The organism is Paenibacillus sp. 2KB_20 (genome assembly GCF_052115765.1).
Taxonomy (GTDB): Bacteria; Bacillota; Bacilli; order Paenibacillales; family Paenibacillaceae; genus Paenibacillus_AQ.
The window spans coordinates 69,467-84,683 of record NZ_JBFRHH010000013.1 but is presented as its reverse complement, the minus strand read 5'-3'; the positions used below and the strand labels follow the sequence as shown (position 1 = coordinate 84,683).

11 protein-coding genes are annotated in these 15,217 nt (G+C 45.3%); 1 reads left to right on the top strand and 10 read right to left on the bottom strand.

Annotation, left to right across the window (positions count from 1 at the left end):
- Positions 1-12: 12 nt before the first annotated feature.
- From AB4124_RS27405 to AB4124_RS27370, 8 genes are all read right to left on the bottom strand, one after another.
- Positions 13-1,467, bottom strand: a complete 1,455-nt coding sequence (locus tag AB4124_RS27405) for an alpha/beta hydrolase family protein (RefSeq protein WP_441974797.1) — start codon at positions 1,465-1,467, stop codon at positions 13-15.
- 133 nt (positions 1,468-1,600) lie between these two features.
- Entirely contained in the window at positions 1,601-2,584 is a 984-nt protein-coding gene (locus AB4124_RS27400) for an alpha/beta fold hydrolase (RefSeq protein WP_441974796.1), read from the bottom strand.
- Between the two features lie 164 nt (positions 2,585-2,748).
- Entirely contained in the window at positions 2,749-3,738 is a 990-nt protein-coding gene (locus AB4124_RS27395; protein WP_441974795.1) for an alpha/beta fold hydrolase, read from the bottom strand.
- Between the two features lie 222 nt (positions 3,739-3,960).
- Positions 3,961-5,328 (bottom strand): sensor histidine kinase, encoded by a 1,368-nt coding sequence (locus AB4124_RS27390; protein ID WP_441974794.1) that lies wholly within the window; start codon positions 5,326-5,328, stop codon positions 3,961-3,963.
- The gene (locus tag AB4124_RS27385; RefSeq protein ID WP_339273179.1) at positions 5,325-5,999 is read right to left on the bottom strand and encodes a response regulator transcription factor; all 675 of its coding nucleotides are present in this window, start codon (positions 5,997-5,999) and stop codon (positions 5,325-5,327) included. The genes AB4124_RS27390 and AB4124_RS27385 overlap by 4 nt, the downstream gene beginning before the upstream one ends.
- A gap of 94 nt (positions 6,000-6,093) precedes the next feature.
- Positions 6,094-6,588, bottom strand: coding sequence for a hypothetical protein (locus AB4124_RS27380; protein ID WP_441974793.1), 495 nt, complete (start codon positions 6,586-6,588; stop codon positions 6,094-6,096).
- 96 nt (positions 6,589-6,684) lie between these two features.
- Entirely contained in the window at positions 6,685-8,040 is a 1,356-nt protein-coding gene (locus AB4124_RS27375; protein WP_379405216.1) for an amino acid permease, read from the bottom strand.
- 282 nt (positions 8,041-8,322) lie between these two features.
- Positions 8,323-12,777 carry a glycosyl hydrolase family 8 gene (locus tag AB4124_RS27370; RefSeq protein ID WP_441974792.1) on the bottom strand — a complete coding sequence of 1,485 codons (4,455 nt, stop codon included), beginning with the start codon at positions 12,775-12,777 and terminating at the stop codon, positions 8,323-8,325.
- A gap of 226 nt (positions 12,778-13,003) precedes the next feature.
- Between AB4124_RS27370 and AB4124_RS27365 the strand changes: the two genes are divergently transcribed.
- The gene (locus AB4124_RS27365; protein ID WP_441974852.1) at positions 13,004-13,849 is read left to right on the top strand and encodes a helix-turn-helix domain-containing protein; all 846 of its coding nucleotides are present in this window, start codon (positions 13,004-13,006) and stop codon (positions 13,847-13,849) included.
- Between the two features lie 146 nt (positions 13,850-13,995).
- Here AB4124_RS27365 and AB4124_RS27360 read toward each other — a convergent pair whose 3' ends face one another.
- Both AB4124_RS27360 and AB4124_RS27355 read right to left on the bottom strand, forming a co-directional pair.
- Positions 13,996-14,706, bottom strand: coding sequence for an alpha/beta hydrolase (locus tag AB4124_RS27360; protein ID WP_441974791.1), 711 nt, complete (start codon positions 14,704-14,706; stop codon positions 13,996-13,998).
- Positions 14,707-14,830: 124 nt separating this feature from the next.
- Positions 14,831-15,208, bottom strand: a complete 378-nt coding sequence (locus AB4124_RS27355; protein WP_430107601.1) for a c-type cytochrome — start codon at positions 15,206-15,208, stop codon at positions 14,831-14,833.
- Between the last annotated feature and the right edge of the window lie 9 nt (positions 15,209-15,217).

Sequence of the window (15,217 nt, the reverse complement as noted above, 5' to 3'; positions counted from 1 at the left end):
CCTGAGTTTAAATTAGAGTTCTTTCGGATCTACAAATTTCACCTCTGAGTAGATGTCGCTCGGCCCCTGAATCAGGTTTCCACCCGTTCCTTTCAATTGCTTGTTAAAGAAATCGAGTACATATTGATTTACGATGCTTGATCCTCTTTTACCATTGATCTCTCCTGTGATCCCGGACAGTTTAATCAGTTCTGAATAAAATTGAAGATCCGTGAAATTGAAGTGCTGGGTTCCTTCTATATAAATCACATTTCCCCCATGTTCAATAACATTTTTCATAATGTGCAGCTCATCTGAAAGAAACTTAGTTACTTCGTCATCCGAATTTCTATCACTTTCAAAATTGGCTAACCAGTCTTCAAAATTTCCCGATCTGATAAACATAAACGGCTTGTTTATATCATCTCTATCTTCTACTTCATTCAGTGACCCATCCATATTAACCCCGGCCTTGATTCGATGATCCAAATACGTTGCATTAAACGCCGTTGCACCCCCAAAAGAATGCCCCATCGCGCCTATGTTATTTAAATCCATTTTCCCTTTGAATTGACTTTCAATTGCACCTGAATTCAGCTTTTCGATTTCATTGATTACAAACTCCACGTCTTTTGTCCATATTTCCCCGATTTCTCTGCGGTCATCTATGGTTGTCATCTTTGTTGTATAGCCCGTTACACGGCCATCAGGAAAAAGGGTAGCAAACGTGCTGTACGTATGATCGATTGTCACTACAATAAACCCATGACTGGCCAGATTCTCCGCCTGTGATGCTTGTAGAACTCTACTGGTTCCCATACCATGAGATAGCAGCACCACAGGATAAGGACTTGCAGAAGATAATATTTCTACATTTTCATAAGAATTGCTATGACTATATTTCCAGTAGTCGAGCACAAATTCAGGCAGTTTCAAAGAAGCAGAGAAGCTCTGAATATACGTTTTGAACATTTCTTTATTATTTGGAAACAGCGTGTCACGCTTGTTGTTATTAATATTTTCAGTTGGGTACCATACTTGAACCATTAATTCCCTCTTATCACTTTGATCTTCAGTCAAGACTTCATCTCTGTTCTGATCTGTAAAATGAAAGGTTTGAGTACCCACTTTCTCTGGACCATCCGGCTTCGGCAAATTAAAGACAGGTAAGTATACTGACAAGAGGGTAGAAGCAACAAGCAGAATGACGATTAAGGAAGATAAACTATATCTCAATACCTTTCCTATTTTTAGATTCACCATTTTTTCGGAATGCCTGAATAAAACGATGATTATAAATAGAGCCGTCATGATATATACCAAAAGCAACTGCCATCTGTATCCCTCAACCAATAAATGAGCTACGAGTATGACGCTACTTCCTATACCTACACCCAAGCCTGTTTTCTTTGCACTTCTTTTAATAAATAGTAGGTCTACGAGTAAAGCGAAGCAGGATAGAACTAAAAGTATCTCAAATAATCTCATTTTGAATGCCTCTCTCTTTCATCACGGACATCGTCCGAATTAGATATATTATGGAAAAGCCGCCCCGCAGGACGGTTTCTCATATTCGTTCATGCACACCTGTTAAGTTAAAGAGTGTACCTCTACACCATATTTACTTCGCTTCGTTCATAAAAGCTCTAAAGTCTTCAGCAATTTTTTTGAATTGAGTATGATGTAAATAATGTGAACCATCCATTGTGATTACTTTCCCATGTACCGAATCTTTGATCTGTCCTTCGTGCAAAGGTATCCACCCTTCTACCCCTTCATTATTCGCTTGTACAAAGAGAAGAAGTGGAAGATCTTTAGGGAAGGTTAAACCTTGAGCACCTTTAAAATTGGAATAAATATGTTCCATCTCGTTTAATGACGTGGGATTGTACATGTTTTTGTTCGAGATCATTTTCATCTGCTCAACCGTCTGTTCATCGAACGCAAGTCCCTCATAGGGGTCTGCACCCACTTTCATCATTAATCTTAAGAGACCTGTATTTCTGAGGAAAGCGAATGTTTTTAATGGGAACTTTGCATCTGTAATACTTGGTTGGGTGGATACACTGCTATCAATACCGACAAAGGCAGTTACCTCATCCGGATATTTGTTCACATAATCAATGCCGTAAATGCCCGCAATGGAGTGACCCATGAGCATGTACTGCTGAATATCAAGTTGTTGCAGAGCTTCATGAATTTCACTTACGATATTCTCTGTGGTTCTTTCTTTTTCAGTTTCATCACTTAATCCATAACCGAATGGCTCAACAGCAACAACTTTGTAATATGGAGATAATTCATCAATAAGCAACTTGAAATCAAGCACTGGAGTTGCTGTTCCATAACCGGGCAGAAGCACGATCGTTTCCTTGCCTTCACCTTGAATGAGCACATTCATATTTTTCCCGTCTACAGATACATGCTGACCGTAGGGCTCTATCTTTTTCGCCTCTGAATTTGTACTGATCACATTCGTGATATAAACAATACCTAGAAACAGAATAATGGCGATTACGATTGCTCCTAGTATTTTAAGGATCATGTTTCGCACTTTCTTGGCCCTCGATCCATTCTTCGCCTTCTTTTCCTCTGGTTGTGTCACTCTCATCTTCTCCTTTCTTGAACTGTTTGTTGGGCTTTCTTCTTTGCTGCTAATGAAATCTTAACCTATGAAAATGTACTCCCCGTGACGTCAATATGAACTGAATATGAACAGGCAAGGAAATGTTATGACGTTACGGGCACAGGAGCTTGTACATGATGGAGTTATTGAATTCCTCCCATAAAATCCCTGAATTTTTCAGCAATTTCTTTGGCATGGGAACGATATAAATAATGATTCGCTTCCAACAACACCATTTCTCCATGTGCGGAGTCCTTTATTAGTTTTTCATGCTCAGGAATCCATTGATCTGTTCCCGGATGATTCGCCTGAACAAAGAACAGAACAGGGAGATTTAAAGGGAACATTAGCTGTTCAGCTGCTTTAAAGTTGGAATACATACTTTCTGCCTCATTTAATTGAGTGGTATTGTACATATTTTTGCGTATAAGAATGTTCAATTGTTCTTTCGTTTGTTCATCATAAGGCAGTCCATCATAAGGGTCAGCACTCAGTTTCAATTGTAATCGGGCGAAACCTAAGTTGCGGAACCATTTAATCGGTTGTGTTTCTGACGAATCAATCTTTTGTTCACTCAGCGCTGGAACACTACTATCCAGTCCGACAAATGCACGTACTTCATTTGGATATTTGTTCACATAATCCAGGCTATAGATCCCGGAAATGGAATGGCCCATAAGGATATAACGATCAATATGGAGACTCTGTAAAGCTTCATGAATCTCACTAACGATATTTGCCGTGCAACGTTCCTTTTCGGTCTGATCGCTCAATCCGTAACCAAAAGGCTCTACGACGACGACTTTATAATATGGGGATAACTCTGAAATAAGCGGTTTGAAATCAAGTGCTGGCGATGCCGTTCCAAAGCCAGGTAAAATCACGACGGTTTCTTCGCCTTTTCCTTGAATGGTGACATTCATCTGATTCCCATCTACAGATACATGCTGACCATAAGGTTCCAATCTCTTCTGCTCCGAATGACTGCTGATTTTGTTAACGGTATACACGGCGGCAACAAACAGTAGGATAGCTATACCGATTGCACCTAATACTTTAAGCAAAATGTTTAATACTTTCCTCGATTTGGTTCCACCCCATTTTTTCTTCTCTCTTTCTTTTGTCACACACATCTGCTCCTGTCCTCATCTGGTTAATGGCCGTAACAAGCCGTTCATGCAAGCCTAACCAACCAAGATGTCCTCACCATGACGACAACATGAACGGAGTATGAACTAACAAAAAAATGCCACGTTTCACATACAAGAAAGCTTGCATGTGAAACGTGGCATGAAAATACGGTTTAGACAATCCGGATGGACATTCTATACATCCACCTTATCCTGTAAGCCTAATTATTCCGTTGGTGGAGTGATTGGCAACGTGACAATAAAGGTCGTTCCTTGACCTAGTTCACTTTCTACTCGGATGTCCCCTTGATGAAGCGATATGATCTGTTTAACGATGGCAAGTCCCATACCACTGCCGTCAAACTTGCGACTGTGGGAACGATCCGACTTGAAAAATCGTTCGAATATGCGCTTCTGGTCTTCAAGAGGGATACCAATCCCTGTGTCGGAGATTCGAATAGTCACATTCTTGATATCCTGCTTCGTGCTAACGTGAATCACGCCGCCATCCTTGGAAAATTTGATGCCATTGCTGAGAATATTCGTCCATACCTGGTTCAACTGGTCGTGATCAGCCAAGACTTTAACGGCTTGGAGATCAAGCTCAAAGTGAATGTTGCGAGCTGACCATTGCGGTTGGAGCGCGACGATGACTCGCCTAATCTGTTCATCAAGACTGACTGTGACGAGCCGCAGCTGCTGTGACTGCGATTCAAGCATACTCAGCTTGAGTAGGCTATCACTCATGGTGGACATCCGCTTCGCTTCAGCGATGATAATATCGAGATACCGGCTTCGTTCTTGATCGGACAGGTCCACTTGCTTGAGCGCTTGAGCATAACCGGATATCGAGGTGAGCGGGGACTGTACCTCGTGCGACACGTTCGTTACGAACTCCCTGCGCATCTGCTCAAGTTGCTGCAGATCATGCATCATGTCTTCGAAACTGCGAGCCAACGTACCCAACTCACTCGTTTGCTTAATATTCAGCTTGACGTTGAAATCTCCAGCTGCAATACGCTTAGTCGCTTTTGTTAGCTTTTTGATCGGTCTGACCAGGAATACAGAGGCAATGAGAATCAATAAGCTTCCTGCAATCAACGAGCAGGTTGCAAAGATCAATCCCCACTTAGCGACAAAAGAGGAAGAAGGGGGGGCGAGCGTTTCCAAAAACATCGCTTTCGTTCCCGTTTCCGTTTTTAAAGGCAACCCTAAGAGAACCGTAGCAATACCATTCGGCGTGTCTTGAACAACGCCTCCATCGATGACTTTCTTTAACTGCTCCATCGTCACCGTAGCAGGTTTGTGTCCGTTAAGTTTACCGTAAGACTGGAACTCTCCCGTTGCTTCGTAAATCCGAATATGATAAGAATCGAGCTGCTTCATTCCACTTACGAACGAGTCCGCTTCACTTAACGGCAGGGTCTTGTAAATCTGCACGATGTCTTGTCCAAAGTTGCGCAAGTTGATTTGAGCGTTTTGGTTCAATTTATCTTCGAATATCCAAGTGGACATAAAAAAAGAAATGATCGTGCCCGCAATGACGGAGACTAGAAATGTCAGGACCACACGGATATATAAAGACTTAATCATTCGTAAACCTCAAGCCGGTAGCCAAGTCCACGAACCGTTTCGATCCGAAAATCAGATGTAGCCGCAAACCGTTCGCGCAAGCGTTTGATATGTACATCTACGGTTCGATCATCTCCAGCATAATCAATCCCCCAAATTTGATCGATCAATTGTTCGCGCGTATAGACTTGTCCGGGTGTACCAGCAAGCTTATACAGCAATTCGAACTCCTTGAGCGGCAGCGTGAGCGCCTCTGTTCCTCTCATCACCTTATAGGTTTGCCGATCAAGTGTAACGCTTCCTAACTGAATCGTCTGTGTAGAGCCGATCCGGTATCGTTTAAGTAATGCTCTCACACGCACCGTTAACTCCAATGGATCGAAAGGTTTGGTCAGGTAATCGTCTGTTCCAAGTTCGAATCCTTTTACCTTCTCCCATGTTTCGCCTCTCGCTGTCAGCATAAGTATCGGAAGATCAGGATTAACTCTTCGGAGCTCTTTGCACAACGTCCAGCCATCCATATTCGGCATCATAATATCGAGCACGACAAGATCAACATGCGTTGAGGCATAGACGTTCATTGCTTCCTTGCCGTCCGCGGCCTCGGCCGTTGTGAATCCGTCGTTCCTTAGAAATAAACAGACGAGTTCGCGAATGTTCGCATCATCGTCAGCAACCAGTATAGTAGGCATCCGTTCCCTCTTTCCCATCTCATATTGAAGTAACCATTTTACTATAAGTATAATGAATCACTCCCATACTACCTAATCATCATACCCGGAATTATCATGGAATGCACCTCGAATGCTTTCTTCCCTGCACAAAACAGTATGGGTTAAGGAGCATCGCCGCATCACGCAACAAATATTCAGCAACTTCGGCGGAGATATGATTTCTTGTTTGTGCATGGACTTCTGAAATGAAGCTGCGTAGATTTTGATTTTGCAATTTTTTCAGCAGACTGTTAGCAATCCCTTTGTTGTTAATTGTGCCCTCGTCTGCGAAACGTTGAACCAGTTCCTCTAGAGCGGCATAACTTGTTTTCACTTGAAAATCTACAGATTTTGTAGATGTATTCCCTGCTAAATCAATAGCTTTTACCGTAAACGTATGTGTACCCAGCTCAAGTTTGCATAAAGGAATATCTGTTAAAGCGGTGAGTGCTTTTCCATCCAACATGACTTCGGTTTTTGCTTGGTCGACACCTGACAGAATGTCTGCCACTTCGAATATAAAAGGCGACAGAGGATTGATTCCTCTGCCGCCTTGTCTTTCGTACATTCAGTTTTTCTTGATTGCGGTACTGCGGCTCACAACCGGATCACGACACATTTTCCGGCTTGTCCGATTTCCGTTAAGTTAAAGCCCGACATCCACTCAGTTATGCGTTTCTGCCTCTTTTTTGAATTTCATGATGGACCAGACAACCAATAACAGAAGAACGGACAGACATACGCTGATGCTGACCCGATTCTGTCCATCGATGAGGAAGAGGATCGTGATCACCGATAGACAAAGCGCAGTAAACGCAGTTACATAGGGGAAGCCCCATACCTTAAAGCTAGGCTGCACCGGATAAGCTTTGCGAAGCTTCAGCTGGGAGAAACAAATACAGATCCATACCAGCACCACAACGAAGCCCGGAACCGCCATCAGAACCCGAAACAGTTGGTCCTGCGCGATCAATCCAAGCAAGGAACCCGCTAATAGTATGATTGCGCAGAGTTTCAACGTATTGAGCGGAATGCCTTTGCTCGTGGTCTTAGCCAGGCTCCTTGGAGCCTCCCCGGCAGCAGCCATGGAATAGATCATGCGCGTCGCACCATAAATGCCGGAGTTAGCTGCAGACAGTACGGCCGTTACCAATATGAAATTCATGATGTGGGCGGCTCCCTGCAATCCCGTAGCGGACAACACTTGCACGAAAGGACTTGACTCTCCCCCCAGCTGGTTCCATGGAATCAATCCGCAAATAATCAGGAGCGGCAGCGTAAAGAACAAAATCACCCTTAAAATAAAGTTGCGTACAACTTTAGGCAGGATTTTCTCCGCATTCTCGGTCTCGGTTAATGTGAGACCTATCAGCTCGGAGCCTCCATACGAAAAGGTGACGACAAGCAGAGCTGAGAATATGGCAAACCATCCGTTTGGCAAAAACCCGCCATGTGCGGTGAAATTCTGAAGGTACGGGGTGTCCGAACTCGGAATAATGCCAAACATCAGAAAACTTCCCAGCACAATAAAACTAATAATCATGGCGATTTTTATCCCGGCAAGCCAGAATTCCACTTCGCCAAAACTTCCAACACTCATCATATTGATTAAAATAATGAGTGCCGCACTTGCAAGGCTCAGCAGCCACAGCGGAACCTCCGGAAACCAGTATTGCAGAAAGCTGCCTGCCGCAATCACTTCAATCACGCATACCGACAGCCACATGAAACAATACATCCAGCCCATGACAAAAGAAACCCGCTTACCAAAGGCTTCGCGAACAAAATCCTTCATATTGCGGCCCGGATACACCGTAGCCATTTCCGTCATCGCTCCCATAACGACCAGAAGAAGCAGTCCCGCAAAGATATAAGAGAAAATAACGCCCGGACCGGCGAGACTGATCGTCTCGGCACTTCCTTTAAATATCCCGGTGCCGATTACACCGCCCATCGCCATAAAGCTGATATGCCTTGGCCTCAATTTCTTCTGTAATGAAACTTCATCCTGTTTTGCCATTCACATATCCCCCTGATGACTTTCAAATAAACCTATTGATAAGTATAACCTTTTCTGCTAAGGAAACAACTTAAGAAATTCGCAAAGTGAATGAGGAAGTACGAGAGCTCTAATGCCTCATATTCTTTAATAAACGGTAAATAGGTTGTTCCTGGAGCGGATCATAAAGAGCCCGGGGAGGTCCCGGGCTCTTTATTCATTCATTATGATTATGGCTAGCTCATACCATCACTGCTTCAGTGACGGACAGTACTTCATTGTTTGATCATCATCGCATTACATTTATTGCTTCCTAGTTGAGACGATTCTGACATTGCTGATTTTGGACATGTTACCGGAAGTATCGTACGCAACGATAAAATATTGATACATTGTATTCGGCGTCAAGCCGCTATCCTTATAATCCGTCGTATTCGACGTTCCAATGACGGTATTATTCCGATAAACCTTATACTCTGCAATGCCCGCATTATCGAATGAAGGAGTCCACTTCAATTCCACCGATGAATCGGATACGGCTACCGCTTCTTCGATGGTTGGCTGCATCGGCGCTTCGGTATCCGCGATGGTCGGTGACCACCAGTTACCCGAAACGACAATCATGCTTAGTAGACGCAGCGTATTCCCAAAGTACACATCATCATTCGTGGAGATGGAGGCATTGTGGTCCCATAATCGGTTGAGCCACTCCTGATTCGCCGGATTTATCATGGCGCTGACCATCATCGGCGCAGAAAATGAAGCATCCGTATAATCCACGAGCGCTTTTGATCCATCCAGCTTGTAACCACCATATATTTTGCTTGGATCATCCCCGGTCACTTGGCGAATCCATGACGTCATTTTATTTAGCTGCTCCTTGGCACGAGTTTCCCCTGTCATGAGAGCGTCCGTACCGATCCGCCAAGGAATACGTGAAGAGTTATAACTATAGTCCCCGTCCGTTTCAGACTCCAGGAATGTTGAATCTGCCGGAGCATAGCTGCCGTTTTTCTTCACCACAAAGTCAGGCAGCAGCCCCGCATTCGGACTGTACTTTTTGTATAATCCCTCACTGATGGAATAGGTTTTGTCGATTACGCGGTCCCAATTGGCGTCTCCGCTCGCGTTTTTGAAGTCTTTCAAATGCTGAAGCATAAAATCGGAAGGACGCGTAGCACTGCCATATTTAGCATCGTCGTCGCTTACCCAATCTGCAAGCTTCAATGTCCACTCAGCATGATTAACATCACTCTTCATGATCGCGTCAATTACTTTTTTGGCTTCAGCCAAGTAATTGATCTCACCATCGCTTCCCCACTGGCGATCCGCAAGGAGCAACGCGTATGCGATATCCATATCACCGTCCGTGGCCGAATCCACGCCGCTGACATCCACGACGGCCTGACCTGTATCACCCTGCTTCCAAGCCATAAGGTTCGGGTTGATCTTACTCGGATGTGCTCTGAAATATCGATATAGTCCGTCAAAATAAGCCTTAGCTTTAGGATCATGGCCCGCCATATGTGCGGTGATCAGCATCCCGTATCCGTGCGCTTCCGAAACGGTCATCGCTTGATACTTGACATTAAGCTCCTTGTCAAACTCTTCTTGGAACCAGTCCCCATCGGCATACCAGACGTAGTACTGATCCGGCTCCGAAGATTGAAGATACGGCTTCTTTTTCAAGTATTTCTGCTTCCACTCATCATACAGCCGGGCAACGGTTGCATCCAGTTGCGCTTGTTGCATATGATTTGGCTTGATCGAGCCGGAGGTGTAGGCCGTATGCTGCGGAAACGGCTTGTAAGGCCCGGTGCCTTGTGAAGAAGACATCGTTTTCAAGCGGATTTCTTCAGACGGCAGCGATTCGACTCCTTCCGCGGTAACGGCCGTCACCTTGTACCGATATTCCGTGTCAGGCGTCAGCCCGGTATCGGTATATGTTATTTCCTTGGTTGTTCCAACGTGACTATCGTTGCGGTAAACATGATAACGATCCGGCGCCTTGCCGGATGGCGCTTTCCAGGTCAGGTCAATTTGGAAAGGAGACACGCCTTTGCCCGCCAAACCATCCAAAGCGGATGGAGGCTCATTCCCCTCGGTCTGATTCGAGGTGCTTACCGTGACTGGGCTGGCATTGTCTCTTCTGCCAACAGACTTGATCACCAGATTATATTGGATATCCGGATTCAATTTGTCGATAACAACGCTGTACTGCGACGTTCCCGATTTCACTGGCACATAGAGGCTCCAATGCTTGCTGATCTTGTCATCCTTTTCGTAAATACGGAATCCTCTTACCTGCTCTTTACTTGAGGACGGCGCCTTCCAGGTCAACGTAGCTTTGGTACCTTGGAGTTTAACCTGTGCTCCCTCCACCGGATCCGGTTTGGTGTCTGTTCGTTTAATACCGTAATGATCGTACACCTTCAGCCCATTTTTCCCGTATCCGCTCTTTCCTTCATCTTCAACAGCGGCCGTATAGGCATCGAATTTCAGAATTTGATCTGCAACCGACACATCCGTAAACATTTTTTTCTTTGGCTGGTTATTAATCGCTGCGAAATAGTCGTCATACGGTTCATTCTTGTAATAAAATTTGTTTCCAAACGCATTGGACATCAGATATACCGTTCCTTGAGGATTGACGACGTTGCCTGCTTCGTCTTTTTCCAGTTTTTTGGGATCGATGACCTTGTCCCCGTACATTTGGAAGGAACGCATATACATATGATCGTGAGCCTCAAACACCATATCGATGCCAAGCTCGTCAAAAACAGGAATCAGATTTTTCCTGTAAAATTTAACGCGATCTCCTTCCCATTGCGCGGAATTATCGCCAGCTGCATAAGGCGCTTTGTGAAGCGTCACGAATTTCCACTTCTTGTCGGTCTTCGCTACCGTATTCCGCATCCAATCAATCTGGTTCCAAAACTGTTCGTGCTGTTCATCATCCCAGTCGACGGAGCCGTCTTTGTTCAGCTTGCCGTCAAACTGCGAGTTGTAGACCATGTAAAGCGCGTCGCCGTATTCAAAAGAATAAACCGAGCCATCATGCGTTGCATCCACCACTTTCCGTGGCAGATTGAAATGGTTGTAAAAGTTATTATTCGGTGTTGTGGCATCCCCGTCCCAATCCGATACTTCGTGTCCGCCCAGTACGGGTACAAATGGCACTTTCATCAGATGCTCCTGCGCGAGCCCGAGCATCCACTGCCACTGCTCTTCCAGGTCGCCATTATCAACCAGATCGCCGGCATTGATCAGAAATTTGGGGTTACCCGTATGTTCGTAAGCTTTCTTGAAGGTATCTGCCCATGGTTCAAAGCCTGATTTGCTCGAGGCCTGAGAATCGGCTCCCACGATAAAGCGATATGGCTGCGGTGTCGCTGTATCGGTTTTAAACGATCCCACGGAGCTCCAAATCGAACCGTCGCCTACCCTGAATACATAATCGGTTCCCGGCTTTAATCCATTCGCGCTTGCTTTATGGCTGAAAAACTTTTTCTTCTTACCCGTCGTTCTGTCACCCTTGGTCATATAAGTCGAAATTTCCTCGGAAGTTCCGGTGAATTCAAGAACACCCTCTTTCGGAAACACGTTACTGGTTCCCGTTGATTCGGCTACCTGGACTTTCGTTCCGGCCGAGGTATCCGTGTACCAAGCGAAAGCCATGCTTGTTTTAGGATCGCCGTTCAAGGTCATGTTAATGAGTTTCGGCTGAGAGACTGCTCCTACAATTGTAAAGCTCCACTCGATATTTCGAATCAGGGGAGAGCCGTCTTTTCCTTGGACCGCGGTTTGGGGAATGGTAACCCAGTAGCTTTTCCCTTGACCTAATCCGCCATGCCCCATGCGCAAGGTCGTTTGGTTTATGACTTCGACGGCAAGGCTTGGAACCGACTGATTCTGGCCATCCCGAACCGTGATGTCCTGTTTTGCCGTTACCGTGATCGGTTTATTAAACTTAACCTCAATCGGCGTGGTCACGGCAACCTTTTCCGCACCTTGCTCCGGTACATAGGATACGTCGATGGTAGGCTGTTCAGGCGTTGTTCCGGAAATCGGCTCTCCGGTTACGCGAATGTTCCGGATTTTACTGGAACCTCCCGATCCAATGCCTTTCGGATTATCTTTGGTGTTGGTTGGCTTATTGGAGTTAACCACCCAGCGGATATACAGCATTTGCTTATCGTCTGCATTCGGCAAGGAGACGTTATTAAGTATGCAGGATTGATTCGGACAATTGTAACTTGAAACGATATTCATCTGAACCGTGCCTCCCGGAACGTCTGTCCATACCGTTCGGTCGGTACTTACCTGTACTTTGAAATCGTTAGGAGCTGAACCCGAAGAGCTTTGCTCCGAAGATAATTTGATATTCTTGTAGGCTGAGGTAGAAACCATGGCCAACCAATATTTCTTGCCCTGGCCGTTATCCCAGCCCTGGTAGCTAATATCTTGGGCTTTACTGTCGTAGTATTCGAAATATCCTCCGACCTGTTGCAGGATGGAGGAAGACTTGTTGAGCCCTCCGGTTGCAGGATGGATGCCTCCTTCTCCCTTGTTCTTGAAGACCCATTCGGCGATTAAGGCCTCGGCCGCTTTCCCCGACCCATCGGAGGCTAGCTCGGGCTTACCCGTCACGGAGTCGGCATATGAATTTGCCGGCAATGTCCAGGGGATCAACAATAATGCTAAAAACAATAAGAACATTTTTTGCGGATTCCTTCCTCTTTTCTTCTTGATTCGCATGCTTTGCACCCCTTTCCCGTTCAACATGAACGGTTTGGCTTGAGGATTCGATATGAATCCCGCCTTCTTGAATATATCCGATGTTTTCTCAGGATTCTCGCGGAATCTTATTTAAAAATGGCCCTTTTCAACATATATTGCTGTTATTTTGATTAACAATTCAATCGGCTTCGGGTACAATGAGGACATCATGACATAGCTGGATTTTCGTGAGAGGTGATTTGACATCAACTTTTTTTGCTCCGATCCCTTTTATATCAGTCGAGAGAGCAAATCCCGATCGAGTATTCCTTCATTCCACTATCACGACGCTTATGAAATTCTGTATATTGTCTCGGGCGAGCTGCATTATTGTATTGGAAGTCAGCCGTTTCAGCTTGTGGGCGGTTCCATGCTGCTCATTCGAAAGAATGACGGACATCGTCTGATCAATCCTAACGGTGCGCCATTTGAAAGAGTGACCTTGCTCTTTCAAGAAGATTTCTTAGGTGGGTTGTTGACCGAGGATTCGTCATTTCATCCTCTCTCCCCTTTCCAAACAGGTTCCGGCTCCATCCGGTTAAAGGGTCAGGAGCAAGGGTATGTCGAAGGGATTTTTGCGAAGATGGCCGCCGAATCGGTCAACGGATTTCCGGAGTCGAATTTTTATCTCAAAATCCTGTTGTCCGAGCTTTTGGTGTTCATCCACCGTATTCTAAACAGTGGTCGTCAATACATAAATGCCTCAACCAACCAAGTTCATCAGCGTATTTCCCATATTGCCCACTTTATCAATCACCACTACGAACAGCGTCTGACATTAGAGGAACTCACCAGCCGATTCCATGTAAGTCCATCCCATCTTAGTCGAACCTTCAAGGAATCAACAGGGTTTACTCTGATCGAGTATGTGAATCACGTACGGATCAAGCAAGCGTGTCATTTGTTGAAAGAATCCCATTTACAAGTTTCCGAAATCGCCGAAAGCGTCGGCTTCGACAATTCCACCCATTTCGGCCGCACGTTTAAAAGCATAATCGGTCTCTCTCCCCTGAAATTCCGTAAAAATCATCAGGCGGATATACGGGCGTAAACAACAAAGAGCCGAATTCCTTTAAGGGAATTCGGCTCTTTGCCCTATAACTCTTCCTGCCTCACCACTTGACAATTCACATGGTATGACAGGACATGACACAAGCAAACGCACATTTAGTTTACATAATATTTATTATGTAATATTCAGTTTCCAGGGTACAACTCGTGAATTTTGGAAACCAGAACTACTGAATTGGTATGGAACACTTCGTTTGAATCCATCCATACCGATTTCAGAAAATAAGAAGCATGAAACCGCCATCCCTGATGGTCCGGATTAAAATCCACTTGAATCTCGCGCCCCGGACTTCCCCGGTACACCCTGGAACCCGGCTTGCGCCAACTGCCAATTCTAGTGATCCTGTCCGGATTCTGGCCCGTAATATATGTAAACCGTTCATTGTAAGGAATGTCCTTCAAATAAAACTTTGGACACCCCACAGCAAATACATGGATACCCCGAAAGTCGTACTTCTCCTCCAAATGAAGCCCTGCCTTATAGGCGACCACGCCTCCAGCGCTGTGCCCGATCAGGATCAGCTGATCCGTATCTGCTGCATGCTCGCGGATGATCTGCCCTGCGTTCACTACCCGGCGAGACTGCTCGCGAACCAAGTCATAGCCAACTTGAGTAAGCTGCCGGGCTAGCAGATGGATTAACGAGGAACCCGCTATGCCGTTTGCCATCCCATACGGAAAGATCACTACAATTTTGGCATTTGGATATCTAAGAGCAATCTCGCTTGCAGCGTCTTCAAAATTATTTCGATAGGTCAGGACACCGGCAAAAAAGAAAACCACCGTTCGGCAATTGTTTGAACAAGTGCTATAGGAGGATACGAACGTCTCTGTCATGACTTCACAGTCCCCCTCTTAAAAAGTGTTCCCAATCTTCCGTACATATGAAGAACCCCCATGATAACAATGCGATATCTGCATTGTAGCATGAGGGTCCTCATTATTTCATATTCTATTCACCTTACTTTTTGGCGGACAACCATTCAGATAACACATTAATTTCGTCAGCGGAGAGCTTGCCTTGGAATGCCGGCATTCCATTTCGGCCATTCGTGATGATGGCTGAGATTTGGCTGGCATCGTATTTGGCCCCTACATTTTGCAGGTTTGGAAAATTCCCACCTCCGCTTAAGTCCGTCGCGTGGCAAGCCATGCAGTTTGCATTGTAGAGCGAGGTTGCTTCTGCATTCGTCGCATCCCCGCCGGTTGTACCTTCCTGTGGAGCTTGTCCGCCGTTTTTTGCTGGGGCAGGCTCTGATGTGTTTTTACCTCCACATGCCACCACACCAAAAGCAAAAGCTGACAAAAGCATGACAAACAGCAACCCTTTTTTGAACATGTTTGAAAC